Raw genomic sequence first — 24,383 nt, 5'->3', positions numbered from 1 at the left:
GGCCGGCGACGGGTGGCAGGGAAAGGAGAAGCGGTGGACGTGGCAGGGGAGAGCGTCGGTGCCGACGTGCCGTGGGTCGGCGTGGTCGAGGATCAGCCGTTGATGGGACGTGGCCTGTTGACGGTGCTGGCCGAGGTTCCCGGCCTCCGGGCCGGAACGTTCGCCAAGGATGTGCGGACCTTTCTCGCCAACGAGGGCCCGGCCTGCGGACGAGGTCAGGTCGTGCTGCTGGACCTGGAGCTCAAGGACGGCACGGCGGTCGGCGAGAACGTTTGCCAGCTCAAGGACGCCGGGTACTCGATTGTCGTCTACACCCAGGAGCTGCGTCCGGCGATGCTGCGGGAGGCGCTCAGCGCCGGGGCGGACGCACTGGTGGGCAAAGGGGACGACGAGGAGGCGTTGTTCGACGCCGTGCGCGCCGTGGCCAGCAGCGATCCCGGCTACCTGTCCCCGCTCATGAGTCAGGTCATGCAGGACGCAGGACTGGCTCCCCGCCTCGCGCCTCGCCAGCAGGCGGTGCTGCGCTGGCATGCCACCGGCGCCACCGATCGGCAGATCGCCCAGCGGCTGGGTATGGCCCCCACGACAGTGCGATCCCACCTGCGTGACATCAAAGCGAAGTACGAGGAGATGGGGCGGGCCGCCGGCACCCGCTCCGACTTGCTCGCGCGGGGGCTGACGGACGGCTACGTGCCGCCGGACTGGTTCACGGACCCTGACTAGCATCATGGGCATGCCAACAGAGCCGGACTTCCGGTTCCGGGCACATGCGCAGGGCGCCGAATTGTTCCTGGCCCGCGTGCTGGCCGCCTTCTGCCTGGTCTACCAGGGGCAGTGGTGGCTCACCGTCGGGATCTCCGGCGGAGGGTCGGGGCAGCTGGCCGTGGCCGGTGCCGTCCTGCTGCCGACCCACCTGCTCCTGGCCCTGTCCTGCCTCGGCGGGCCCCCGCAGCCGCGGGTCGTCACAACGCTGTTCGTGCCGGCGGCCCTGGCCGTCGTCGGACTGTGGACGCTACCACTGCCGGCCCGCGCCGCGGACCTGATGGTCAACGGCGGGTACTCCCTGGTGTACCCGTCCGTGGCGTCCTGGCTGCTGTTCGGCCCGGGGCTGCGGCGCAGTGTCGCCTTCGGCCTGATGGCCGTCCTCGCGGCGAGGATGGTGTGGGTCGCGCCGGTCGTCGCCGTCGAGAATTCCGCCTACTCGGTGGCCGTCACCGTCGTGGTGGACGCCGCGAGCAGGCTGCTACGCCGGCGGTCCCTGGCAGCCGACGTCACCGAGCGTGAACTCCAGGGCCGGCTGGCCGAAGCGCTCGCGCGACAGCACCGCGCGTTGCAGGACCGCCGCTGGGCCGCCTACATCCACAACTCCGTCCTGGACGCCCTGCGGGCGGTCCGCCTCGCAGGCCGGCTCGTATCGTTCCCCGACGCGGTCGATCGTTGTCGGGAGGCCATGGATCTGTTCGCCCGGGCGGCGCCTTCGCGGACGAATTATGAGAACCTCCCGGCCCCGACCATGACGGCGCCGCAGTTGCTGGCCGAGCTGGAGCAGATCGCTCGCCGTGAGCTCCCCGGCACACCCGTGACCATCGAGTTCTCCCGAGACCCGGCGCCCGACCTGCCGCGGAACCTTACGGACACACTGGTCCACGCTGCGGCCGAGGCGTTGCGGAACGTACAACGGCACGCCAGGGCGAATAACGCGTCGGTGACCGGGTTTGTCGACGCCGACGGGCTGCGGGTCGCCATCATTGATGACGGCGTGGGCTTCGACCCCTCGGACCCGTCGCCCGGTCGGCAGGGAATCTCGGGAAGCATCGTCGACGTCATGGCCCTCGCCGGCGGCCGGGCCACGGTCACGTCCGCCCCGGGTCGGGGCACCACGGTATGCCTGGAGTGGCGTCGGCCGGCCGCTCCTGAACTCGCCGGTGCGCCCCCGGAGGAGGACGCGTGGCGCTCTCGGTGGGTCTCCCGGGTCATGCCGGATTCCTCGTGGTCCGCCCTGACCACCTACTACGTCTCCTTCTTTCTGGTCATCGGGGGAACGGCGGTGTGGCAGTCGCCTGCCTCCCGCGCGCCGGCGCTGTCGGCTGTGGTGTTCTGCTGCCAGCTCGCGATCGCCGGGGCCTGCGCGCGAGCGATGGCACGGCTGCGTTTTCCCGACCGGACGTGGTGGGTGCTCTCGGCGTTCCATCTGGGCCTGCTCTTCGGAGGGCTTGCGCTCGCGCGTCCCGGCGTGCGCGACGGGTATGCGTACTGGGCCGCCGGAGGCGGCATCGCCTTCGTCGCCACGACGGCTTTCCTGCGCGGGTGGCGGCAGACAGCCGGGCTCTCGGCCGCCTCGCTGGCGGTGGTCCTGCTCGCGGTCGGGTTTCCCCAGCGCACGCCATTCGCTGTGGCCATGGGCCCGGCGGTGGTGGTGCTCGTTGCCACCTTGTTCGGTTGGGCGCACCGACGGGTGCTGGCGGACCTCACCCGTGCTGCGGCCGCCGTCGCCACCCGGGACCGCCTCCTTGTCCGGTACGAACACCAGTTGGCGGCCGAACGCCAGGCCGAGGGCTTCTGGACCAGCCACGTACGCCGACGCGTCCTGCCGTTCCTGCACGAGGTGACGGATGAACGGGCCGCGCTTGAGGACGATCTGCGCTCCCGGGCGGAATGCCTGGACCGGCAGACCCGGCTGCGACTGGCATCCCCGTACCTGTTCGTCCAGGACGACGCCGCCTCGGACGACCCCGGCCGAGGTGGGACCGCCGGGGCCGATCCGCCCGGTAAGCCTCTCGGTGGTGGTGCCGACTTCGGGTCGCTCATCGACCGTGCCCTGGAGTTCGGGGTGTCGATCGCCGTCAGCGGCGTGTCCTCGCAGTCGCCGGTGGTACCTGCGGTGCGACGGCTACTGCGGGAGCTGCTTACCGGCGAGCCGGTGAGTGCGGTCACGCTGCACGTCGGCCGCGATACCAGGGCTGCTGGAGACGAGGCGGACCCTGGATACCTCATCGCCGGGATCGTGCGGACGCGCCGCGACCCCAACGGCGTGGCAGCCAGCTTGGCGCGGGCGTTGGCGCGCGGCGCAGCCGTCGAGTTCGGCCCAGACGGCGACGCCGACATCGACCTGGATGGCACCGTGGACGTCGACCGCGATGCGCTCCTGTTTCAGGTAAGGGTGTACTCGCCCCGGTCGGAGGCGTACCGCCATCCTGCGGATCGGTTAGCCCTGCGGCAGTCCCGGGCCGAGGCCGCAGACCGGGACATGCCCCCCTCGAGCGCCGTCAAGCCGAGATCGGCGGTTTCGACCTGACAGATCACGACCTTTCCGAGGGCGGGTCCGCATCGTCATCGGTCGCTATGCACAGCGCGCTGCGGTGCAATCTGCACGGTCTCGGGAGACTAGACCGTCCCGAGCGCACCACACCGTTCTGATTGATTAAGGATCATCTCTGGAGGGATCGCGACTTTAGCTGAGTGCCAGAAGCGCGCCGAGGGCGAAGCCGGCTGCGGCGAGCCAGACGAGGGTTGGTAGAGCGTGCAGCCAGCGCGCGATTGGTCGCCGTCCGGCCGTCCCGGCTGCCCCGTCCGCAGATCTCGGCTGTTCGGGCACTGGCGACTGGCCGGACATCGGGGGACGGCCCGCTGCCGGTGCTCCCGGCGGTGGCCCTGCGGGGTGAGGAAGGGGAGCGGGTGCGGGTTGGCAGGTGCCCTGGCCGGCGAGGAGCGTCTCCTGGTCGACGATGTCCGGGTCGGCGGGTGGGGCGACCGGGCGGAGCGCCGGGGGCGGGGAGATCAGGACGACGAGTGGGCCGTTTGCGGCGCCGAGATGCAACCGGACCTCGGTGCCGGTGAGCGGGACGCTAGCCCTGCGGGCGCCGTCGACCCAGATGCCGTTGGAGCTGACATCGCGGGCGAGCCAGCCTGCGTCGCCGGGCTCCAGGCGCAGGTGGCGGCGGGAGACCCGGCCGTCGGCGAGGACGACGTCGCAGTCCCGGCCGCGGCCGACGACGTGCTCGCGGTCGGGCGTCAGGACGGTCTCGCCGGCTGGGGTGATGATCCGCAGCCCTGTCGGGTCCACTGCTGGTCCTCTCGAAGCGGCCCAGCCGGTGGCGTGGCTGGGGTCGGCTGGGGCCGGTCAGGCGGGGAAGATCTCGTCGCCGCGGACGGTCACCGCGACGGGGGGCAGGGGGGCCTTGGCGGGGCCGGCGACGGGTTGGCCGGTGCGGGTGTCGAACGCGCTGCCATGGCAGGGACAGCGGATCCGGCCTTTCGACACCGCGTTCACCGTGCAGCCCTGGTGGGTGCAGACGTTCGAGAAGCCCTGGACCTCACCGGCGGCATCCCTGGTCAGGACGATGCCGGCGCCATCGAGGATGAGGCCGCCGTCCGCCGGCACATCACCGACCCGGGCCAGCGCCGCGGCCTTGCTCCCCGAACCGGCCGAGCCCGCGCCGCCGGAGTCGTCGGAGCTCCCCGAACCGGCGGAGCCGCCGGCGGCGGCCGACGTCCGGCCGTGGTCGCCGGACCGGCCGGACGACGACTTCGCCGCGTCGCTGTGGTCTGCCACGACGTAACCAACCGCCCCGGCGGCGACGGTCACCGCGATTCCGGGAACGACGGTCCGTCGGCTGAGCGCTTCCTGGGTCATCGTCTCTTCCTCGATAGCGGGCCCGGAAGCGTCGGCTCAGACATGGGGAATTCCGGACTGGGTGAAGAACCACAGCGAGGCGCTCAGCCAGAGCACGACGAGTGACGCAAGGACCGTGGAACCCAGCACCGGCAGCGCCCAGCCGGGCATCCCGCGCACCCGCAGGCCGAGCATTTTCGCCGCGTAGGCGCCGTAGAACAGGCAGCCGACGACGCTGTGTATCAGAACGCGGGCGTCGGTGTCGGCGAAACCGAGTGCCCAGATGCAGTGGAAGGCGACCGGCAGGGTCAGGACGAACGCGGCCGTGCCGCTCCATCGGTGCAGCCCACTGGCCCAGGCGGGGGCCGGACCCGCGCCGGGCAGCCGGCCCCACATCCACAGCGCCGTGATGAGCTGGACGATCAGCAGCAGGGTGGCCGCAGTCGTCAGCCACGCCTTCATCGGCAGCATTCCGGAAAAGCCGAGAGTGAACACGGGCCGGCCCGCGGGGTCGTGAACTTTCGCGTAGACACCCATCGACACGGCGACTGCGGCGCCGAGCAGAAGAACGCCGGCAGTCGTCACGCCCCGGCCGGTAGGTCTACTGGGCGCCTGTGCGCCGACTGCCATACCGCCCCCATCCCCCGAAACGATCGTTTCTGCGGCAACTATGCCGGAAAGTTTCGGTTCGCGCGGGCGATCGTCGGCGGGATGACACATTTGTTGCGGACCTTTTGGGTCCGCTTATCGGCTTGACCCGCGCCGCCCCGGCCGGGTCAGGGGCGGGAACGGGCGCGCACGGCGCGGCGCAGCTCGTCGGTCGCGTCGACGATGACGCGGCGCAGCACCGGGTCGAGGCTGCCCCGGTCGAGCAGGGCGTCCGCGTCGCGCAGCGTCCCGGCGGACACGGCGTACTGCGGGTAGGCGAAGGTGGCGATCTGGCGGGCGGCGTGCGGGGTCCGCCGGGCGCTCATCGCGGGCATCTGCTCGAAGTAGCGGGGGATGTACGCGGCGGTGAGGTCGTCCTGTTCGGGCTGCCAGAAGCCCTCGGCGGTCGCCCCGATGAGCCGCGCGGACGCCAGATCGTCGGCCACGATCATCTCCCAGGCGCGGGCCTTCGCCGTGGTGTCCGCGATGGCGGCGCGGGCCCGCGCGGCGTGTTCGGCGGCTCGGGCGCTGCGGTCGCGCCGGCCCTCCGCGGCGATCTCCGCCTCGCCGGCCCGGCCGAGCACGACCAGCCGGTGCAGCAGCGTCCAGCGCAGCTCCGGGTCGATGAGCAGGCCGGCGGGCACGTCCTGCCCGGCGAGCCAGGCGGCGAGCCCGTCGACCTCGTCCGGTCCGCTGCACCCGATGGCGCCACGGGCCGCCGAGAGCTGACGGCCGCTGCCGGGGGCGGCGTCGGCCAGCACACGCAGGCAGGCGGCGTGCAGCCGCGCGGCCGCGGCCGGCCGGGCGGACGGGGCGAGGTAGCGGGTGAGGGCGGTGGTGCGGGCGAAGCGCAGGGCGTCCTCGAAGACGGCGAGCTGGGTCTCCGCCGGCAGCGCGGCGGCGGCCAGCGCCAGGTAGTCGGCCGCGGGCCACTGCGCGTCGCGGGTCGCGTCGGCCGCCGCCGCCCAGATCACCGCGCGGGCCAGCGGATCGGCCATCCGGGGCAGCACCGCCGGCAACGCCGCCAGATCCTGCGGCGTGAACCGCACCTTCGCGTAGGTCAGGTCGCCGTCGTTGACGAGCAGCAGCCGGCCCGCCTCGGTACCGGCCAGCGCGGCGACCACGGTCCGCCCGTCCACCGCGGCCGGGTCCACGTCGACCTCGACCCGGCGCAGCAACTCGATCGGCGCCGCGGCGTTCGCGGAGTTGGCGGCGTCCGCGGGGCCGTAGACGCCGATGCCGAGGCGGTGCGGGCGCAGCGTCGGATACGCCGCCGGCGCCGTCTGGACGACCGTGACCTGCTGGTAGCGGCCCTGGGCGTCGACGGTCACCTGCGGGCGCAGCGTGTTGACCTGTTCGCGGCGCAGCCACAGCTCCGCCCAGGTGGCGAGGTCGCGCCCGCTGGCCTCGGTCAGCGCGGCCAGCAGGTCGGCCAGGGCGGCGTTGCCGTAGGCGTTGCGGGTGAAGTAGGCGCGCAGCCCCGTCAGGAACGCCTCGTCACCCACCCAGGCGACGAGCTGGCGCAGCACGGAGGCGCCCTTGGCGTAGGAGATCCCGTCGAAGTTCAGCAGCGCGAGCGCGGTGTCGTCGACGTCGGCCGGTGCGACCGGATGGGTCGAGGGCCGCTGGTCGGCGGCGTAGCCCCAGCCCTTGCGGCCGACGGCGAAGCTGGTCCACGCCTCGGTGAACCGGGTCGCCTCGGCGGTCACCCGGTAGCCCATGTACTCGGCGAACGACTCGTTCAGCCACAGGTCGTCCCACCAGCGCATGGTGACCAGATCGCCGAACCACATGTGCGCCATCTCGTGGGCGATCACGACGGCGCGCAGCTCGCGTTCGGTGTCGGTCACCGCCGAGCGGTAGACGAACTCGTCGCGGAACGTCACGCAGCCAGGGTTCTCCATCGCCCCGGCGTTGAACTCGGGCACGAACGCCTGGTCGTAGGTGCCGAACGGGTAGCGGTCGGCGAACAGCTCGTGGTAGCGGTCGAGGCACGCCCGGGTGACGTCGAAGATCTCCGCCGCGTCGGCGTCCAGGTAGGGCGCGAGCGAGCGGCGGCAGACCAGGCCGAGCGGGATGCCGTCGTGGCTGTCCTCGATGACGTGGTACGGCCCGGCGACCACCGTCACGAAGTAGGTGGCCAGCGGCGGGGTCTCGGTGAACTCCCAGCGGCCCGGGGCGGTCTGCCGGCCCGCCCCGTTGGCCCGCACCACCCAGTCGGGGGGCGCCAGGACCGTCAGCCGCACCGGCGCCTTGAGATCGGGCTGGTCGAAGCAGGCGAACATCCGCTGGGCGTCGTCGAGGAATGTCTGGGCGTACAGGTACACCTCGCCGTCCTCGGGATCGGTGAACCGGTGCAGCCCCTCACCCGTGTTCGAGTAGCGCATCGTCGCCGTCACCGTGAGCTCGTTCGACGGGACGAGGTCGGTGAGCGGGAGCCGGTTGCCGTCGAGCTCCGCCGGATCCAGGAGCCGGTCGTTGAGCCGCAGGCGGTGCGCGGTCACCGGCTTGAGCTCGGCGAACGTCGCCGGCCCGGCCGGGCTCGGATTCGCCGGTCCGGCCGGGCTCGAGGTCGGCGTGCCGGCCGCGTCGACACTCTGATCGACGCCGGGGTCGGTACCGGGATCGACGTCGGGGGCGGTACCGGCGGCCGGTTCGCGCAGGCTGAAGCGCACCCTGGTCGTCGAGCCGAACTTCGTCGACGTGCGGGCCGCCGTCAGGTCCAGCTCGATGTCGTAGCCGTCGACGCGCAGCAGGTTCGCGCGCGTCACGGCCTCGTCCCGGGTGAGGGTGTGCATACCGCGAACCTACGAGATGGCCGGGCTGGGGGAACGGCGATCCCGCCGGACGTCCGGTCAGGGGTTGGCCGACTCCTGAGCCGAGCGACCCGCGGCCCGCGCCCGCGACGCGGATCCGCGCAGCCAGGTCAGGCCGAGAACGGGCAGGATGACCGGAATGAACAGGTAGCCGCTGCCGTAGTTCGACCAGACGGCCTGGTCGGGGAACGCCGCCGAGTCCACGACGCTCGCGGTTCCCACGGCGAGCACGCCGGCCAGCTCGGTCGCGCAGGCGGCGACGGCGACCCGATGCCAGGCCGCGCCGGGCCGGGCCAGCGCCACCGTCGCGACGACGTAGACCACCGCCGCGAACGCCGAGAGCAGGTAGGCCAGCCGGGCGTGGTCGAACTCGGTCGAGATCTGCACGGCCGACCGCGAACAGGCAGCCACCGCGAAGATCGCGTAGACCGTGACGAGGATCCGCCCCGGCCCACCCGCCGTCCGCGAGCCGCCGCGGCCGCGCCCCGCCGGATCTGCCTCGGCCGCCGGGCTGGTCGCGGGGCCTGCCTGGGCCGCGGGGGTCGTCGGGGCTGCCGGGGCTGCCGGCCTTGTCTCATCCACCTGTGCTTCCACCTGTGCTCTCCCAGACCTGACCGAGCCGGACGACGATGATGGCGACGGCGAGGCACGCGATGCCCAGCACCCCGCTGCCCCACCGGGACCGATCACCCAGGGACCACCACACGCCCACGGGTAGCGCCACGACCGAGGCGATCAGGTACAGCACGAAGTTCACCGGCTGGTCGGCGTGCGAACCCCGGGCCACGACGACGATCGCGGCGATCACCTGGGCGAGCAGGACGGCCTCGACCACCCCGGCCGCGGCCAGCAGCCCCACCCCGACAGCCCGGTCTCGCCAGGTCTGCAGCAGGCAGGCCACCCCGGCCACGAGCGCGCAGGCGATGGACGCAGCCGCCAGTCCGTCGATCATCGGCCGCGCCCCGACCCGCCGTCCACCCGCATCCGTCCGCCCCTTCCGAGTTCGCCACGCGTCCTGCTCGAGTTCGCCGCGCGTCCCGCCGCGCGGTCGTTCGCGCCGCTGTCTACGACGGATGGTAGAAGGTTGCCGCCGAACCTGTCAGACGGGACACCTTGCGCGGCAGGTCGTCACGCGGGCGCGGCCTCAACCCCGGCGATCACGAGGTTCCGCGGAACCGCACCACGCCTGTCGACCCGGCCTCGGCGATGCTGCTGTCCTGCTCGCCGTCGAGGATCTTGAGCGGCTGGAGGAGACGCTCACGATCCTCGGCGACCCGGCCACGCTGCGCCGGCTCGCGGACTCCGACGCCGAGCTTGCTCGCGGCGAGGCCGTCTCCGAGCAGGAGCTCGCCGAGACCATGCGGCGCCGCCTCGGCGCAGCGTGACTGATCAAGTCGAGCCCTATGCGTTACGGGCGACACCGACGGTTCGCCGCGCGCTCGCCGAACGCCTCCCCCAGGCGGTGGCCGCGGCGGCGTACACGTTCATCACCGGTCCGCTCGTGCAGGCGCCCTACCGCGTGGGGAAAAGGCTGATGCCGCCGCTGGACGATCGGTTCAACGCCCGTCGCGGCACCTACCGGATCATTTATCGCGTCGATGACGCGGCCAGAATCGCGACCGTCGTGGACATCGACCACCGCCGCGATGTCTACCACCGCTGAACCAGCCGCCGCGCTGCTCGGCGCCCTGCCGCGGCGCCGCCTACACCTGACGCCTTCCCGGGGCGTCTTCGACGATGCCCGGGACGCGGAAACGGGCCGGCCGGTGCGGTAACGTCGGCGTCCCGCCCCGGCAGGAATCGATGGCCGGGGGTCGAAATCGGGGCCGAACTGGGGCTGCCGCCGGTGGTTCGGTCGGCGGTGGCGGTTCAGTCGGCGGTGGGCCGGGCGCGACGAGCGCGAGGGGGCCGGCGTGGGTGTCGAGGCGAACCTGCGGCTCGTCGTGGGTCTTGCGTTGCTGCTCGCCGCGGCGGTCGCCTGCCTGACCTGGGCACGGGTGCCGCGGCGCCGGGACGTGCTGACCGCGTCGGCCCGTGCGGTGGGCCAGCTCGCGTTGATCGGCCTCGCGCTGCGGGGGGTGTTCGCCGCGCCGCCGGCCGCGGCTGCCGTGCTCGCCGTCATGCTGGCGGCGGCCGTGGGGACCGCGTCGCGCCGCCTGGTCGGCTTCCCGGCGGTCGTCCGCCGGGTCGGCCTGTCCTGCCTGCTGGGCGCGTCGGTCGCACTGGGCCTGGTCTTCGCCGCCGGCGCGGTGGAGGCGACCGTGCGCAACCTCGTCGCCCTCGCCGGCAGCGTGGTCGGCGGGACGATGACGGCCTGCACGCTGACCGGCCGCCGGCTCGCCGACGGGCTGCGGCGCCGCCGCGACGAGGTGGAGGCGTGGCTGGCGCTCGGCGCGACGCCGCGGCGGGCCGTCGCCGACATCGCCCGCGAGAGCGTGTCCGAGGCGCTCGTCCCGCCGCTCGACCAGACCCGGACCGTCGGGCTCGTCTCGCTGCCCGGGACGTTCGTCGGCGCGCTGCTCGGCGGCGCCTCCCCGGCCGCCGCCGCCCGGTTCCAGGTGATCATCCTGGTCGCCATGCTGACCGCGCAGAGCATCGCGGCGGTGTCGTTGTCCTACCTGCTCGGCGCGCCGGCGCAGCTCCCGCCGGCGGCGGCGGAACCGACCCCGCGGCCCGCGGCCGGGGGGCGGGGCGGGCTGGGCACGTATCTACCCCGATGGCCCCGCCGGCCAGGTGCACCGCGTCGTGAGCTGCCGTGAGCTGCCGCGAGCCGTCGTGCGCTGCCGGCCGGCGGGCGCGGGTCAGTCCGCGGTGGGCTCGAGCACGAAGAGCGGGATCTCACGCTCGGTCTTGCGCTGGTACTCGGCGTAGTTCGGGAAGGCGGCGACGGCGCGCTCCCACCACTGCGCCTTCTCGTCGCCCGTGACCTCGCGGGCGACGTAGTCCCGCCGGACCGGGCCGTCCTGGAGCTCGACGTGCGGGTCGCCGAGGATGTTGAAGTACCAGACGGGGTGCTTGGGCGCGCCGCCGAGGGAGGCGACCACCGCATAGGCGCCGTCGTGCTCGACCCGCATCAGCGGCGTCTTGCGGATCTTGCCGGACTTCGCCCCGCGGGTGGTCAGGACGATGACGGGCAGGCCCTGCATGACGGTGCCCCGGGTACCGCCGGAGCTTTCGTACTCCTCGACCTGGTCACGGACCCGCTGCGCGGGACTCGGCTCATACTCTCCGGTGAGTGGCATGCCTACCAGTCAATACCACCGGGTACCGCGCGGCCGGATGAACAGGCCGGCTGGCAGGCTGGATGGATGACGGGTGCGCAGGCGACGGACGGGGGCGACCTCGCCGCGGCCCGGCTGGCGGCTCAGGGGTTGACGGGGACGCCGGCGCGGGACCCCGTCGACGTCGTCGGACGCCTGCTCGCCGTGCAGGGCCAGGATCCCCGCGGCCTGCGGCTGGCGATCCGGTCCCGGACCCGCGAGTTGCATGCCGCCGACGTCGACCGGGCCCTGTCCGACGACCGGTCGCTTGTCGTGACCTGGCTCAACCGCGGCACCCTGCACCTCGTGCGGGCCGAGGATCACTGGTGGCTGCGGGAGCTGACCGCGCCGGCCATGGCCGCGCAGATCCGGCGCCGGCTGGCGCAGGAGGGCGTCTCGCCGGACGCCGCGGAGCGGGGCGTGGCACGGATCGAACGTGCGCTGACCGACGACGGCCCCCTGCCGCGCGGCGAGCTGCGGGAACGGGTCGAGGCGGCCGGGGTTCCGACGGCCGGGCAGGCCATGATCTATCTGCTCATCGTCGCCGCGACGCGCGGCCTCGTGGTTCGCGGACCCGTCGTCGGCACCGAGCAGAACTACGTGCTGGTCCGCGACTGGCTCGCCGCGCCGCCGCGGGAGTTCGACCGCGATGCCGCCCTCGCCGAGCTGGCCCGCCGCTACCTCGCCGGGCACGGCCCGGCCGATGAGCGCGACCTGGCCCGCTGGGTGGGCCTTCCGCTGCGGGACGCCCGCCGCGGGCTCGCCGCCGTCGCCGCCGACCTGGTGACGCGCGCCGACGGCCGGCTCGACCTGCCGCGTGGCGACGGGCCGGCGCCGGGCCTGCCGGCGCCGCGCCTGCTCGGCCCGTTCGACCCGGTCCTGCATGGCTGGGACGGGCGGGACTGGTTGGGCGCGGCCGGGCGGGCCGTCACGGTCAACGGCATCTTCCGACCGGTGATCCTCGTCGACGGGCGGGCGGCGGGAACCTGGTCGATGCCCGCCGGCCGCGTCGAGCTGGCGCCGTTCACCGACCCGCCGGACTGGGGGCCGGCGGTGGAGGAGGCGCTGCGCGCCGAGGCCGCGGACGTCCGGCGCTTCCTGGCGCCCCGCCCCGGCTGAGCCCAGGCGGGGCGGCGCTGGGAAGGTCGGCGCTCAGGCGGAGACGCTCAGGAGGAGAACAGCATCCGGGCGAAGCCGCCGTGCTTGTAATGGCCGCCGTGGCCGTGGCCGTGGCCGCCATGGCCGCCGTGGCCCCACGCGGGCTGGGCGTATCCGGGCTGTGCATAGTGCCCCGGCTGCGCGTACGGCGCCGGCGCGGGCGGCGGGGGAGGCGCGGGCTGGGACCACTGCGCCTCGAGCCGGGTGAGCGCCTCCAGCTCGCCGTAGTCCAGGAAGATGCCGCGGCAGCCGTCGCACTGCTCGATCTGGATGCCGTTGCGGTTGTAGGTCCGCATCATCGCGTGGCACTTGGGACACTGCAGCGTGTAGCTCACGGGGCGCAACCTGCCGTTCGATGCGGGAGACATCCGACGTCGCCGGTAGCGTACCGACCGCCGTCAGATCATCCGTTGCGCAGTCGGGATCGCGACGCGTCGCAGACCGCCCCCGCGATGCGCGCGCAGGCGTCGACGAAGGCCAGACCGACCTCGTCCGGCCCGGTCTCCAGGCCGGTCTCCGGGTCGGCGTCGAGGCGGTCGACGGCGCGGGCGTCCGCACCGGGGTGGCGGTCGTCGTCCCCGAGATGGCGGTCGTCCCCGAGATGGCGGTCGTCGAGATGGCGGTCGTCGAGGTGGGCGGCGACGGCGGTGGCGGCGTACTCGACCGTGAGGGCCCGCGCGGGCAGGTCGAGCGCCGCCCAGGGATCGTCCGGGTCTGTCACCGCCGGGCCGCCGCCCGCCGTGTAGGCGTCGAGGAAGCGCGCCCACAGCTCCACCGGCAACAGGCCGGTCGCGAACCAGGCCGCGGGCCGGGCCAGGTCCCAGGCCGGATCCCCGAGCCCGAGATCGTCCACGTCGATGATCCGCCAGCCGGCCGCGGGCAGGGCGACGAGCTGCCCGAAGTGCCAGTCGCCGTGGATCACAGTGGTGGGCCGCCCGGCCCGGATCGCGGACGGCGGCGACGCGGGCGGGGACGGCGGTGGCTGCGAGGCGAGCGCGGTCGGCGGCGGGGACGGCGGGGGCTCGGTGAGCGTGGCCCAGGCGGCGAGGACGGGATCGACCAGCGGGTGACCGGCATGGCGGCGCAACCGGGTCACCCGGTCGGTGAGCCGGCGCAGCACGGTGGCCGGCGGCAGCTCGGTCAGGTCCGCCGGGCTCACCGGGACGCGGTGCAGCCGGGCCAGCAACGCCGCGGCCTGCTCCCAGGGAGCGTCGTCGGCGTCCTCCGTCCCCAGGTTCACCCCGGCCGGCCAGGCGCTGACCCGGTGCGCGCCGACCCGGACCGCGTACGTCCCCGGCACGGACGCCAGCTCCAGCGGGGTGAGCAGCACGGGGCGAAGGGTGGGCCGGGCGGCGAAGCGCAGCCGGGCAGCGAGATGCTCCGGATCGGCGGTGTCGGCGTGCGCCTTGAGAATCACCTCGCCGCAGCGCACGATCAGCCGGTCGTCGCGTCGCGACACCACGGCGGGCGGGCCGACGGCCTGGTCCGGGCGCAGCCGGCCGGCGAGCCGCGCCATGCCCGCCAGCAGCGCGGCCTCGGCGGCGTCCGGGTCGGTCACCTCGGGCTCAGCGGGCGGGTTTACGCAGGCGCCAGATGCACTCGGACGGCCACCGCCGGGCCCACGCCTCGTCGCCCCGCTCAGGTTGCTCGGCCCGCTCCCGGGTCGACCCGCCCGCGGCCTCCACGTCGTACACCTGCTGCCCGCCGCGGCCGTCGTGGGCCGGCGCCGGCGGGCGCGGCTCCAGCAGGTCCTCGATGACGAGACCGCAGTCCCGGAACAGCCTGATCCACGCACCGTAGGGCAGGTTCGCGCTGACCAGGCCGTCCGCCTCGGGCAGCAGGCGAAGCGCGAAGTAGTCCCGGGTCAGGCGGGTGCCGGGGGTGTCCCGGCCCGGCCGCACGGTGATCTCGTAGATCGGGCTGACGTGGCTGAAGGCCAGCAGGCCACCGGGGCGCAGCACCCGTGCCGCCTCCGGCATCGCCCGCAGCGGGTCGGCGAAGCAGAACGCGCCGTGATCGGCGAAGACGATGTCGAACGACTCGTCGGCGAAGGGCACCGACTCCGCGCTCGCCTGCACCAGCGGGAAGGTCAACCCGGTGTCCGTGGCGAGCTTGCGGCTGTGCAGGAGCTGCCGCTCCGACAGGTCGAGCCCGACCGCGCGGGCGCCCCGGCGGACCAGCGCCGTCGACCACTGCCCGCCGCCGCACCCCATCTCCAGCACGTCCCGCCCGGCGACCTCGCCCAGCACGCCCAGGCTGGACTCCGGGATCGCCCACAACCCCCAGGAGATGTCGCCGGTGAACGCCTGCCGGCGGATCTGCGGGGCGTTCAGGCGCTGGTAGTCGTCGGAGATCTCGTTCCATCGGGCCCGGTTGGTGCGTACATGGGCGTCGCCGTCGATCATCCTGGCCTCGTCCTTCTCCCGGCGGACGCGGCTCGGCGTTCCACCCGCACCGCCGGAGGGCGGGCTCGGGTCAGGACGGGTCGGACCGGGATGCCGGGTCGCCGGGCGGGGATCATCCCGATCGGCGGCTGTCGTGATGGATCAGTTCGCTCGATCGGTCATCGTATGAGACCGGGACAAACGCGGATGGCCGGCGTCTGTTCGCCGCCGGTGGGACCATGCCGGTCCGCCCCACCCCCGTGGGGCGCGACGGCACGCCGGTCACCCGCGAGCAGCCCGGTTTCCTCGACGGCTACCTCGACGCCTCCGTCGAGGCGGCGCTGCGGGTGCTCACCCTGCTCGCCGCCCCCGGCCCGGTAGCCTCCGTCATCCCGGCGCCGGCCCTGACCGATCAGTTCGCCCAGCTTGCCGCCGAGCACTGACCGCCGCCGGGCCGGGCCGCCGCCGGGCCGGGCCGCCGCCGGGCCGGCCCGGCGCGGGGCGCAGCGCCGTCAGGCGGGCGGGCGGACCGGGTCCGACAGTTCGGTTGCTAGCGCGACCAGGTTCGCCAGACGCCGAGTGAGGTCATCGGCGTCGACAAGGTGCAGAGCGGGATAGGTCTCGTTCAGTCGGCGGGTGAGCACCTCCTCGACGAAATCGAAGATCGGCGCGATCTCCGCCGTGCTGCGCGCCCTGATGTCCGTGGGCTTCCTCTCCTGCCTTTCATCAATGCCATGCGAGAGCGGATGCTTGTTCCGGTGGCGCTGCAGGCCGCCGAGGACGACCTCCGGCCGCGTCGCCCTCCCGGTCCGGCCGGATCCGCGCACGTCCGGTGGCACGCCCGAGGGCTTGTCGCCCGACGTCCGCATGCCCTCCCACGGCGCGAGTGTCGGCCACTGCTGGGGCTTGCCGACGGGCTTGGTCGGCGCGGCGGCGACCGGGACCCAGCCGTCCTTTCCGGACAGGACGACGCGGCCGATGCCCGGCACGTCACAGGTGTCGCCATTGCGCCGGCAGGGGGCGGCATGCGGAAGGTGTGATCGAGGATGCTCGCGGCCAGGTAGGCGGCGTCCCAGGGATGTCGGTCGACGATCGTCCGGCACAGGCGCAGACGGGCGACCGCGAAGGCGATCTCCGCCGGCGAGGTGTGGGCGGTCGTGCCGTGCTTGCCTGGCGCGACGTCGACGATGCCGTTGAAGTCCCGTCGCAGGGAGGCGATGCCGGCCGCGAGGACAGTCAGCAGCGACGAACCCCGCCGGGCCAGATCGTGGGCAAGGCCCAGGTCCAGATCGCGCAGCGCCGTGGACGCCAACCTGGCCAGCAGCCGGTCCTGGCCAAGCGCGGCCAGCGGCCGGTCGGGCTCGGTCGGCTGCTGATCGTCCGGATGTGAGCCGATCGGCGGCGGTGCCGACATGGTCGCCGGTTCCCGGTCGAGGGGCAGATCGATGACTCGCAACGGGACCCCGAGGTGGATCGACCACCGGACGGCCGCCAGCATGGCGCCGATGGCCAGCGCCTTGAAACCGAGCGGCAGCAGCACGGCCACCTCGTCGACAAGGTCGGCCTCGACGCCGGCGGGGTCGTCCCGGTCTCCGGCGATCGCGCGGAACATTTTCTCGGCGTAGTCGACGACCGTGCTGGGCTGGATGTATTCGATGTTGCGGGCGTCCCCATCAGTCGGAACCCGTCGATAGCGGACGCCGTCGAGGTCGTCCGCGTCGGGAACGTCCGGGCCGGCGAACTCGACGAGCATCCGTTCGCGGCAGCGCAGTTCAGCCCGCCCGCGGTCGAGGACCCGCTGGTCGTCCGCCACAAGATGCGGCGCTGCGGAACGGCGGACCCGCAGGAGCAGGACGCGGCGCTGCGCGACCGGCGGTGCGAGGACCGGCCAGGCCGGAAAGTCGGCCAGCGGCGCGCTCGCATGCTCCTCGTCGACCCAGAGTTGCGCGCGGGCGCGGATCGGCGCGGGCAGGTCGGTGACCGCGTGCAGCCCGCCGTGGCTGGCGGAGACGATCCCGCGATACCACCTGACGACCTCGTCGGTGAGCAGCGCGTACAGCGGGTCGTCGGGGGTCGTGACGTCGTCGGGGGCGGGCGGCAGCCGGTTCGTCTTCGGGAAGCCCAACATGCGGCGTGCCTTCGCCCGACGCCCGTCGGCCGCGGACGCGGGTTCGCCCGCTCTGGGCTCCGTGAGGGCGTCGACGAGGTCGGAGAACCAGATCCGGGCCGCGGCACCGTCGGTGACCTCCCCGCGGGCCAGGCCGCCGAAGAACGACGCCTCGACCGCCCGCCGCAGCACCTCCAGCGGGGTTCGCGGCTCAGGATCATGGGCGGTGCCGGCAAACGGCCAGACCTGAGGGCTCGTCGGGTCGCCCGCCTTCGTCGGGACCGTCGGGTAGTCCCGCAGCAGCGCGCGCACGTCGATGGACTGCCGCTCGTGCAGACGTTGCCACGGCGCGCCGCCGGCGTCTGCCGCGAGGTGGGCGAGGGCGCCGTAGTAGCGGTGCCGGACGAGCCAGCGCCGCAGGTCGTCGACGGTGACGTCGTGGTACGGCGAGATCTCCTCCCCAACGGCGTCCGCGGCCCGCAGAAGCACCCGCCGGCCGCGGACCAGCAGCTCATACAACGCCCCAAGCAGGACGCGCGTCGCCCCGGAGCCGAGCAGGACCGTCCAGTCCGCCGCGTCGGCCAGCTCGGCGGGTGGCATGGTGTCGAGGACGGTGCCGAGACTGGACCGCGTCCGCGCCACCGTCGGTTCGGCGATGGGGACGACCAGCGGCTCGTCGGCGAGAATCACGCTGTCGTGGAGGTAGGCCGCCACCTTCTTGGCGATCGGCATGGTGTCGCGGTGATCGCCGCCGTCGGTCGCGAGCAGGATGACGCGGGGCCGCGCCGGAAGGGTGCGCAGGTGCCGGGCGAGGGCGCCGGTGGGGTTGGCGGCGAAGAACTCCTCGCGGTCGTCGCCCGTCAGGTGGTCGAGCCGGGCGAGGTTCGCCTGCGCCTCGGCGGCCAGTGTCTCCGTCGATTTGTGTTGTGACCGGCCGGCCGGCTGCCGGACGTTGATGTCGGCCTCTCCGACGACGTGGACCAGCGTGCGGTACGTGGGCATGCGTCTCTCCCCGATCGGTACGGGCTGGCCCGTCACGCCGCCGCCGGAGCCAGCTCACACTCCAGCCAGTCGGGTTCGGCGAGCAGCGTCGGCGCCGCCGGCTTGGCCAGCAGCGGTCGGGCGATGTAGCGCCGGTGCCGGGTCGGCTCGGCGTCCCGCACGGCGCTCACCACCCGGTCGATCCAGACGGACATCGCCGCGTCGGTGAGGCCGTACCGGTCCGCCCACGCCCGGACCGGCCAGCCGATCCCGCCGGCGGCCGGGGCGGCGCTGCCCAGCCAGGTGATCAGGTGGACGAGGAAGGTTCGGTCGGGCCGCGCTGGCAGGATCTGCATCAACCAGCGGGCGTCGCCCAGCCGCTCGGGGCGCTGCGGCAGACCGAGGTCGCGTCGGCGTCGGCGGTGCAGGTCCCCGAGTGCCGCCCTGGCGGTGCGTGCCGCGTATGCGGACGGTTGGCGGGGCGCGGCCCTGCGCGTCAGCCGGCGCAGCACGTCGGTGAGAACCTCGATCGCGTCGTCGAAGCAGCCGGCGTCGCAGTAGGCCAGTGCGCCGGCACCCTCCGATCCGTGCTGGTGTCGCTGCGGGCATGGGCGGCCGCGGTGGTGCGGCGAACCTTCGCTCAGCACGGCGTTGACGGCCTCGACGGCGATCAGGAACAGCTCGTCGGCGTCGAGGGAGCCGGGTGTGCGGGGGCAGGGCCGGGCAGGTCCGGCGGGGGCGGCGTCCGTGGTGTCGTCAGGGGACATGCGCAGCAGCCTGGCGGACCGCACGGGTTGCTGAGAAGTCGACGCAGTGCCGAGTTTCTCGGTCTGCGTTGCAGAATCTGCCACTCCGGCCTGAGGTGTGCCGGACGTCCGGATGCCTTGTCCGTCAGGGATGGGTGAGTCGCCCGCGATCGGCCTCGGTGCGAGGAGTGACCCGCGAGGTGCGTCCGGTCCGAAGGTCGCTGATCTGTCCCGCGGTCGCACCAAGATCGCGAAGCTGGCGCGGGTGTGGTGGGTTCCGGCAGGAGGAGGTCAGGTGTCGACGAGTGCAGGGGGGAGCGGCGGGCACGCCGCCGTCGAGGCGACGGGACCGCCCACCGAGCCCGCGGCTGCGGGCGTGGGCGTGGGCGCGGGCGGCTCGGGGGCCGGTGACCTGGTCGTCGTGACGATCCCCGGGGTGCAGCAGTTCATCGGCGAGGCGCGCACGACCGCGGATCTGCACGCGGCGAGCCGGATCATGTCGCTGCTCACGGCCCGGATGGCCGCCGTCGCGGACGAACTCGGCACGCTGGTCCTGCCCGCGATTCCGCCGCTGTCCGTGCCCGACGATCCGGGGCTGGCGGGCATGACGGAGCGTTCCGCCGCCGGGCTGCCCAACCGGGCCGTCGCCTTCGCCGAGGCCGGCGGGGGCGGCCGGCTCGCCCGCGCGATGTCCGCCGCCGTCGTCGACGCCTGGCAGGAACTGGTCGCGGCCGGCTCCGGCGACGGTGTGCCGGCCGCGCCCACCCCGGGGTTCCCCGTGCCGCAGTGGGCCGTGGCGCCGGGGGCGAGCTGGGCGACCTACCAGGAGGATCTGGGCCGGGCGATGCGCGCGCTGGCGAACCGGAAGAAGACGCGGGACTTCCCGGGCTACCGGGTGCGGACCGCCGCGGTCTGCGGGCTGTCCGGCCGGTGGGCGGCGACCGGGCGCGATGCGCGCACCGGGGAGGAGCTCTCCGCCGCAGCGCGGGCCAAGCGGGACTTCCGGGAGACGCTCGGCGGCTTCCCCTCCACCCCGTCGGTGGCGTCCGCCGCCTACCGGGCGCGGATTCTCGACCTCCTGCCGTCCACGCCGGAGCTGCTAGCGGGTGTGAAGCGCCTGCAGGACGCCGTCCAGGCGTTGGTCCAGACGGATGCCCAGCAGCGGGATGCGGGCCGCGCGCGCAACCGCCTCGTCCGAGGCAACAGCGACCTCCCCGGCCTGCGGGAGCTGGGGGAGCGGGCCGGAGAGGTCGGCCGGTGGTTGGCGCTGGCCGAGGGCGCCTGGGTCTACCCCGACACCTGGGACGAACAGTCGCCGCGGCGGGACTTCCGCCTCGACTACGTGCCCGACGGGAAGCTGTGCGATGCGGGCCGGCTGGCGGCGCAGACGCTGAGCCGGCGGGCCGCTGAGGCCGGGGTCGATCCGCTCACGCCGTATCTCGCGCTCGTCGTGCAGGACGCCGACCGGATGGGCGTTGCGTTGTCCGAGCCGCCGCCGACCGCCGAGGACGTGGCCGCCTGGCACGGCAGTGTGTCCCGGACGCTGGTCGACATCGGCGGGCGGCAGTCCGTGCAGGTCGCCCGGCCGGACCTGTTGGGACGCGCGGTCTACGCCGGCGGGGACGACCTGATGTGCTTCGTGCCCGCGGCGACCGCGATCACCGCGGCGCTGCGGATGAACGCGGAGTTCGCCGACTCCGCGGCGCGGGAGGTGGCACACGGCCGCACGTTGTCGGCCAGCACGGCCGTCGTCTACTTCCACGCCTCGGCGGCGTTGCAGGGGGTGGTCAAGACCGCGAACGACCTGCTGAAGGCGGCGAAGGACCGGGACCGGCCCGGCCTCGGCGTCGCGGTGCTGCGACGCGGCGGCGAGCGAGCCCGGGTCGTGGTCCCCTGGCTCGCGCCGGGCGGGCAGACCAGCCTGGAGGCGATCGCGCACCTGGTCGCCGCGTACGGCGAGGGCATGTCGCCCCGGTTGGCCTCCCGGCTGGAGACGGACCGCGAGGTGCTCGCCGTGCTGCCCGAGCGTTGGCGGGCGCGGGAGATCGGCCGGCTCGCCGGGCGCCAGCACGCCCCGGCCGATGTCGTGCACCTGCTCAGCACGTGGACGGACCGGGACGCGCCCAGCAGGCTGGCCACCGATGTCGCCCTCGCGTCGCCCGGTTCATCGCCGCCGAGACGCGCCGCAGCCCCGCCGCGCCGACCGGTGGCGTGGCGGCGGCCGGTGGCGTGGCGGCGGCCGGTGGCGTGGCGGCGGCCGGAGGCGGTGCGCGATGAGCGGCACCGGAGCCGACGTCCGGCGCGCCGGGACCGCCGCGTCGACCGGCAACGACCGATGGGCGGTCCTCGAACCGCTCGACACGCTCGTCGTCCGGGATGGTCGCCTGTTCCAGGCCGGCGCGTCCTCGATGGCCCGGACCACCGAGCCGAGCCCGGCGACGATCGGCGGTGCGGTCGGCCAGGCCCTGCACGGGCAACCCGGGCAGGTGCACGGGCCGCTACTGGTCCGCCGGCGCGAGCAGGCCGACGGCGGTCCGGGCCGCTGGGAGCCGATGTTTCCGGTGCCATCGGATGTCGTGTCCCTGCCGCCGACGCAGGCATCCGCGCCAGAGACGCAAGCCTCCTCGCCAGAGACGCAGGCGTCCTCGCCAGAGACGCAAGCCTCCTCGCCAGGGACGCAGGCGTCCTCGCCAGAGATGCAGCCGTCCTCGCCCGAGACGGGGGCCTCCGCATCGGTGCCGAAGGCGCCCGCGCTGGTGTCGCAGGCGTCCGCGCCGGAGGCGGTGACGCTGTCCGTGCTGCGTCCGGGCGAGCCGGCGTCCCCGACCGAGCCGTATACGGATCTTCCCGCGGACCTGGCGCTGCTTGAGGGCGACGGCCTGCCGACCGGTGGCTGGTGGGACGCCGACACGCTGGCCTCGTACCTGACCGACCGGCCCGCGACGCCGGCCCCCGCGGCCGAATGGACGCCGTGGACACAGGAGAACCGGGTCGGCCTCGCCCGCGACCCCGTCGCCCGCACCGCGCTTGACGGCATGCTCTACTCGCTGCCGCACCTGCGCCTCACCGACGGGGTGGGGCTGGCCGCGTACTGCCAGGACCTGCCGCCCGGCTGCCTCTCCCGCGCCGAGCCGGGCCGGCCGGCGGGCACCGTCCGGCTGGGCGGCGAGGGACGCCGCGCCGGGGTGCACTGGCTGCCCGCCGAGGCGCTGACGCTGCCCCCACCGCCCCGGCTCGACCCCGCCACACCGAACGCCGCCGCCGCCGACGACGACACGGCCGACGACACCGACGGCCGGCCGAGGCTGCTGGTCTATCTGGCGACGCCGGCGCTGTTCACCGACGGTTGGCGTCCCCAGCCGCAGGAGATCGGCCCGGGGCTGACCCTGGTCGCGGCGTCGGTGATCGGTCCCCGGGTCATCACGACCGCCCGGCCCGACCTGGTGACCGGCGCGGTGAGCAACGGCCGACTGCTGTGGGCGGCCCCGGCCGGCAGCGTCTACTACCTGCGCACCGACGACCGCCGGGCGGCGGCCGAGCTGATCCGGGCCTGCCACGGCCGCCTGCTGACCGCCGACACCCCCTTCCCACAGATCGACGACGAAGTGATCACGGCGGGCTTCGGGCTCGCCCTGATCGGGAGATGGTAGATGCCTCGCGCACTGTTGTTCCTGTACGCGGAGTCGCCGGTGCACGCTGGCGCCGACACCAGTCTCGGCGCGGTCGACCTGCCCATCCAGCGGGAGGCCACCACGCGGCTGCCAGTCATCTGGGGCCAGTCGCTCAAGGGCGCCCTGCGCGCGCACGCCTCCGACGCCTGGCAGGCTCGCCCGAGCCTGATCGAGGACGTCTTCGGCTCTCCGCCACCCGGCGCCGAGAGCTTCGGCGTCGAGGACCCCGCCTCCGGGCGGGATGCCCGCGCCGCGAACGGGGCGCCGCGGCGCCCCGGCGCCCTTCGCCCCGGGACCCTGTCGGTGGGCGACGCGCAGCTCGTCGCGTTCCCCGTCCCGACCATCCGGGAGATCTTCGCCTGGGTGTCGTCGCCGCTGCTGCTCGGCCGCCTCGCCCGCCGGGCAGCCCTGGCCGGTTTCACGGGGATGCCACCGCTACCGGTCGGTGACCGACCCGACGGGCCGAGCGGGAGCCGGTCCGAGGGCCCGTCGGACGGCCAGGCGATCGGCCTGTCGGCAGGCCAGGCAGATGGCTGGTCGGCAGGCCAGGCGGACGGCCGCCAGGTCGACGTCTTCGCGGCCGGCAGTGCCTGGCACGACGCCGACACCCTGATCGGACCGTACGTGACCCGGCCGGGCGAAAATCGGGCCACTCGCCGGTGGGCCGACTGGCTGGCCGATTCCGCGCTGCCCACCGGCGACACGGCGGGCTACTTCGCCGGGAAGATGCGCACGGATCTGCTCACGGTGCCCGACGGCGCCCTGGTCGAGATCACCCGCGAGTGCATCGAGCTGACTCCACGCGTCCAGCTCTCCGCCGAGAAGACAGTGCAGAACGGCCCCTTCTACAGCGAGTTCCTGCCGGCGGAGACCGTGCTCGCGGCGCTGCTGGAAGGCTCCGCCGATCACCTTGCGGGCCTGCGCACGCTCCTCGACGGCCAGGTGCTGCGGCTGGGCGGCAACGAGACCATCGGCAAGGGTCTGTTGTGGTGCCGCTGGCTCGCCGCAACCGACGCGCGGCCCACACCCGCCCCCGCGTCTGTGGCCACGTCTGCGTCCGCGGGACGGGTCGAACCACAGCGGGGCGGGGGCCGACCACCGGCCACGCCGCCGGTCGACGCGCGTCCGAACGGGTCCCGTGCGGGCGGTCCCCGGCCGGGTGCCGGGCGGAACGGAAACGGTGGCCGCCGTGGCTGACGACGGGGCGGGCCTCCCCCGTCACGACCTGACCACCGCCACCGCGGCGGCCGACATCCTGGACCACCTGCTCGCCTCCATGCAAGGCAGGCTGACCCCGGAGTTGCTGACGCGGCTGAAGCAGCTGCCGACGATGCTGAGCGTTTCCGGCCTGCCCGCGACGCTCGCCTTCTACGCGGCGAAGAGTGACCCGACGTCGCAGCTGGGCAACGCCTACGCCGCCATCGGCCAGGCGCTGCGGCAGGCGGCGTGGGACGCTCTGCAGCCACCGGCGAGCCGGCCCGACCCCGCCGCCACCACACCAGCGCCGCCACCACCGCCAGCGCCCGACATCGTAGAGATGATCCGCGGGCTCGCGCGCGCCACGGTCGATCGGCGGGCGGCCGCGTCGGCGGCGGTCAACTCGCTGGCCGGCTGGCTGCGGCGGCTGTCCGAGGCAGTCACGCGCGAACGTTCCACCATCACCACGGCCCCCACGGCCCCCACTGTCACCACCGGTGGCACCGTCACCACCGGCGGCACGGCTGCAGGTGGTGCGTCGGATGGCTGAGCGGGGCACAGGGCAGCCAAACGGCCCCAGACCTCGACCTCCGCGATCGACGCACCCGCCGCGTTCCTCCGCCGGCCGTGGAGCGGCGGGGACGTCCGCCGCCGACCAGAGGGGTGCCTGCGGTCGCAGCACCGTCCCACCGGGGACGCAGGCGACTCGTTCCGGCGGGGCCGCGCAGCCGCCGTTGATCGGCCTGCTGGGTTCCCTGCTCACCGTGGATGCGGCGGGACGGCTCCGTGGACCCGGGAGAACT

General features: G+C 74.1%; 22 protein-coding genes and 2 pseudogenes. 12 read left to right on the top strand and 12 right to left on the bottom strand.

Annotated features, from left to right (window positions below; translation table 11 throughout):
* Positions 1–33: 33 nt before the first annotated feature.
* Positions 34–723: a helix-turn-helix transcriptional regulator gene (locus AC5R91_RS12600; protein ID WP_495397336.1), complete on the top strand. Its 690-nt coding sequence runs from the start codon at positions 34–36 to the stop codon at positions 721–723.
* Between the two features lie 10 nt (positions 724–733).
* The gene (locus AC5R91_RS12595; protein WP_495397335.1) at positions 734–3,295 is read left to right on the top strand and encodes a sensor histidine kinase; all 2,562 of its coding nucleotides are present in this window, start codon (positions 734–736) and stop codon (positions 3,293–3,295) included.
* Positions 3,296–3,451: 156 nt separating this feature from the next.
* On the opposite strand, the gene AC5R91_RS12590 is transcribed toward AC5R91_RS12595, so the two are convergent.
* The 6 genes from AC5R91_RS12590 to AC5R91_RS12565 form a co-directional block, all read right to left on the bottom strand.
* Entirely contained in the window at positions 3,452–4,063 is a 612-nt protein-coding gene (locus tag AC5R91_RS12590; protein ID WP_495397334.1) for an FHA domain-containing protein, read from the bottom strand.
* A 57-nt stretch (positions 4,064–4,120) separates the two neighbouring features.
* Entirely contained in the window at positions 4,121–4,633 is a 513-nt protein-coding gene (locus AC5R91_RS12585; protein WP_495397333.1) for a Rieske (2Fe-2S) protein, read from the bottom strand.
* Between the two features lie 36 nt (positions 4,634–4,669).
* On the bottom strand, positions 4,670–5,242 hold the full coding sequence (locus AC5R91_RS12580; RefSeq protein WP_495397332.1) for a DUF6529 family protein: 573 nt from the start codon (positions 5,240–5,242) through the stop codon (positions 4,670–4,672).
* A 146-nt stretch (positions 5,243–5,388) separates the two neighbouring features.
* A complete protein-coding gene (pepN, locus tag AC5R91_RS12575) occupies positions 5,389–8,058 on the bottom strand; it encodes an aminopeptidase N (RefSeq protein ID WP_495397331.1) in 2,670 nt (889 codons plus the stop codon).
* Between the two features lie 57 nt (positions 8,059–8,115).
* Positions 8,116–8,658, bottom strand: coding sequence for a hypothetical protein (locus AC5R91_RS12570; RefSeq protein ID WP_495397330.1), 543 nt, complete (start codon positions 8,656–8,658; stop codon positions 8,116–8,118).
* Positions 8,651–9,028, bottom strand: coding sequence for a hypothetical protein (locus AC5R91_RS12565; RefSeq protein ID WP_052681264.1), 378 nt, complete (start codon positions 9,026–9,028; stop codon positions 8,651–8,653). Before AC5R91_RS12565 ends, AC5R91_RS12570 begins: the two co-directional genes overlap by 8 nt.
* A 121-nt stretch (positions 9,029–9,149) precedes the next feature.
* Between AC5R91_RS12565 and AC5R91_RS12560 the strand changes: the two genes are divergently transcribed.
* The 3 genes from AC5R91_RS12560 to AC5R91_RS12550 all read left to right on the top strand — a co-directional run bounded on the left by AC5R91_RS12560 (position 9,150) and on the right by AC5R91_RS12550 (position 10,835).
* A complete protein-coding gene (locus tag AC5R91_RS12560) occupies positions 9,150–9,461 on the top strand; it encodes a type II toxin-antitoxin system Phd/YefM family antitoxin (protein ID WP_495397329.1) in 312 nt (103 codons plus the stop codon).
* Positions 9,458–9,739, top strand: a complete 282-nt coding sequence (locus AC5R91_RS12555) for a type II toxin-antitoxin system RelE family toxin (RefSeq protein WP_495397328.1) — start codon at positions 9,458–9,460, stop codon at positions 9,737–9,739. Before AC5R91_RS12560 ends, AC5R91_RS12555 begins: the two co-directional genes overlap by 4 nt.
* A gap of 250 nt (positions 9,740–9,989) precedes the next feature.
* Positions 9,990–10,835, top strand: a complete 846-nt coding sequence (locus AC5R91_RS12550; RefSeq protein WP_495397327.1) for an ABC transporter permease — start codon at positions 9,990–9,992, stop codon at positions 10,833–10,835.
* 42 nt (positions 10,836–10,877) lie between these two features.
* Here the strand turns inward: AC5R91_RS12550 and AC5R91_RS12545 are convergent, their stop codons facing one another.
* Positions 10,878–11,318, bottom strand: a complete 441-nt coding sequence (locus tag AC5R91_RS12545; RefSeq protein ID WP_495397326.1) for a nitroreductase family deazaflavin-dependent oxidoreductase — start codon at positions 11,316–11,318, stop codon at positions 10,878–10,880.
* Between the two features lie 66 nt (positions 11,319–11,384).
* On the opposite strand from AC5R91_RS12545, the gene AC5R91_RS12540 reads away from it, so the two are divergent.
* Positions 11,385–12,455 (top strand): winged helix DNA-binding domain-containing protein, encoded by a 1,071-nt coding sequence (locus tag AC5R91_RS12540; protein WP_495397325.1) that lies wholly within the window; start codon positions 11,385–11,387, stop codon positions 12,453–12,455.
* Between the two features lie 47 nt (positions 12,456–12,502).
* Here the strand turns inward: AC5R91_RS12540 and AC5R91_RS12535 are convergent, their stop codons facing one another.
* From AC5R91_RS12535 to AC5R91_RS12525, 3 genes are all read right to left on the bottom strand, one after another.
* Positions 12,503–12,829: a TFIIB-type zinc ribbon-containing protein gene (locus AC5R91_RS12535; RefSeq protein ID WP_495397324.1), complete on the bottom strand. Its 327-nt coding sequence runs from the start codon at positions 12,827–12,829 to the stop codon at positions 12,503–12,505.
* A 68-nt stretch (positions 12,830–12,897) separates the two neighbouring features.
* Positions 12,898–14,052, bottom strand: coding sequence for a phosphotransferase family protein (locus tag AC5R91_RS12530; RefSeq protein WP_495397323.1), 1,155 nt, complete (start codon positions 14,050–14,052; stop codon positions 12,898–12,900).
* Positions 14,053–14,059: 7 nt separating this feature from the next.
* A complete protein-coding gene (locus AC5R91_RS12525) occupies positions 14,060–14,899 on the bottom strand; it encodes a class I SAM-dependent methyltransferase (protein WP_495397322.1) in 840 nt (279 codons plus the stop codon).
* A gap of 218 nt (positions 14,900–15,117) precedes the next feature.
* Between AC5R91_RS12525 and AC5R91_RS12520 the strand changes: the two genes are divergently transcribed.
* A complete protein-coding gene (locus AC5R91_RS12520; RefSeq protein ID WP_495397321.1) occupies positions 15,118–15,321 on the top strand; it encodes a hypothetical protein in 204 nt (67 codons plus the stop codon).
* Positions 15,322–15,503: 182 nt separating this feature from the next.
* On the opposite strand, the gene AC5R91_RS12515 is transcribed toward AC5R91_RS12520, so the two are convergent.
* Both AC5R91_RS12515 and AC5R91_RS12510 read right to left on the bottom strand, forming a co-directional pair.
* Positions 15,504–17,987, bottom strand: coding sequence for a hypothetical protein (locus AC5R91_RS12515; RefSeq protein WP_495397320.1), 2,484 nt, complete (start codon positions 17,985–17,987; stop codon positions 15,504–15,506).
* Positions 17,988–18,019: 32 nt separating this feature from the next.
* Positions 18,020–18,733: a hypothetical protein gene (locus AC5R91_RS12510; RefSeq protein ID WP_495397319.1), complete on the bottom strand. Its 714-nt coding sequence runs from the start codon at positions 18,731–18,733 to the stop codon at positions 18,020–18,022.
* A gap of 112 nt (positions 18,734–18,845) precedes the next feature.
* Between AC5R91_RS12510 and AC5R91_RS12505 the strand changes: the two are divergent.
* The 5 genes and pseudogenes from AC5R91_RS12505 to AC5R91_RS12485 form a co-directional block, all read left to right on the top strand.
* Positions 18,846–20,531: pseudogene (locus tag AC5R91_RS12505) on the top strand (Cas10/Cmr2 second palm domain-containing protein); the annotation flags it as partial.
* Positions 20,532–20,793: 262 nt separating this feature from the next.
* Positions 20,794–21,252, top strand: a pseudogene (locus AC5R91_RS12500) (type III-B CRISPR module-associated Cmr3 family protein); the annotation flags it as partial.
* A gap of 216 nt (positions 21,253–21,468) precedes the next feature.
* Complete coding sequence (locus AC5R91_RS12495; RefSeq protein ID WP_495397952.1) at positions 21,469–22,362, top strand: type III-B CRISPR module-associated Cmr3 family protein; 894 nt, start codon at positions 21,469–21,471, stop codon at positions 22,360–22,362.
* Entirely contained in the window at positions 22,363–23,580 is a 1,218-nt protein-coding gene (cmr4, locus tag AC5R91_RS12490) for a type III-B CRISPR module RAMP protein Cmr4 (RefSeq protein WP_495397318.1), read from the top strand.
* Complete coding sequence (locus AC5R91_RS12485) at positions 23,573–24,130, top strand: type III-B CRISPR module-associated protein Cmr5 (RefSeq protein WP_495397317.1); 558 nt, start codon at positions 23,573–23,575, stop codon at positions 24,128–24,130. The genes cmr4 and AC5R91_RS12485 overlap by 8 nt, the downstream gene beginning before the upstream one ends.
* The last annotated feature ends 253 nt before the right edge of the window (positions 24,131–24,383 follow it).

The sequence above is a fragment of the Frankia sp. BMG5.60 genome (assembly GCF_059428125.1).
Note: the sequence above shows the minus strand (reverse complement) of the source record. Positions and strands in the feature narration are given on the sequence as shown.

Bases quoted from the DNA above. Each gene is read 5' to 3' on its own strand.
- AC5R91_RS12515 (WP_495397320.1), bottom strand. From the start codon at position 17,987: ATGCCCACGTACCGCACGCTGGTCCACGTCGTCGGAGAGGCCGACATC.
- AC5R91_RS12545 (WP_495397326.1), bottom strand. From the start codon at position 11,318: ATGCCACTCACCGGAGAGTATGAGCCGAGTCCCGCGCAGCGGGTCCGT.
- AC5R91_RS12525 (WP_495397322.1), bottom strand. From the start codon at position 14,899: ATGATCGACGGCGACGCCCATGTACGCACCAACCGGGCCCGATGGAAC.
- AC5R91_RS12595 (WP_495397335.1), top strand. From the start codon at position 734: ATGCCAACAGAGCCGGACTTCCGGTTCCGGGCACATGCGCAGGGCGCC.
- AC5R91_RS12580 (WP_495397332.1), bottom strand. From the start codon at position 5,242: ATGGCAGTCGGCGCACAGGCGCCCAGTAGACCTACCGGCCGGGGCGTG.
- AC5R91_RS12565 (WP_052681264.1), bottom strand. From the start codon at position 9,028: ATGATCGACGGACTGGCGGCTGCGTCCATCGCCTGCGCGCTCGTGGCC.
- AC5R91_RS12520 (WP_495397321.1), top strand. From the start codon at position 15,118: ATGCCGGTCCGCCCCACCCCCGTGGGGCGCGACGGCACGCCGGTCACC.
- AC5R91_RS12510 (WP_495397319.1), bottom strand. From the start codon at position 18,733: ATGTCCCCTGACGACACCACGGACGCCGCCCCCGCCGGACCTGCCCGG.
- AC5R91_RS12540 (WP_495397325.1), top strand. From the start codon at position 11,385: ATGACGGGTGCGCAGGCGACGGACGGGGGCGACCTCGCCGCGGCCCGG.
- pepN (WP_495397331.1), bottom strand. From the start codon at position 8,058: ATGCACACCCTCACCCGGGACGAGGCCGTGACGCGCGCGAACCTGCTG.
- cmr4 (WP_495397318.1), top strand. From the start codon at position 22,363: ATGCCTCGCGCACTGTTGTTCCTGTACGCGGAGTCGCCGGTGCACGCT.
- AC5R91_RS12585 (WP_495397333.1), bottom strand. From the start codon at position 4,633: ATGACCCAGGAAGCGCTCAGCCGACGGACCGTCGTTCCCGGAATCGCG.
- AC5R91_RS12560 (WP_495397329.1), top strand. From the start codon at position 9,150: ATGGTAGAAGGTTGCCGCCGAACCTGTCAGACGGGACACCTTGCGCGG.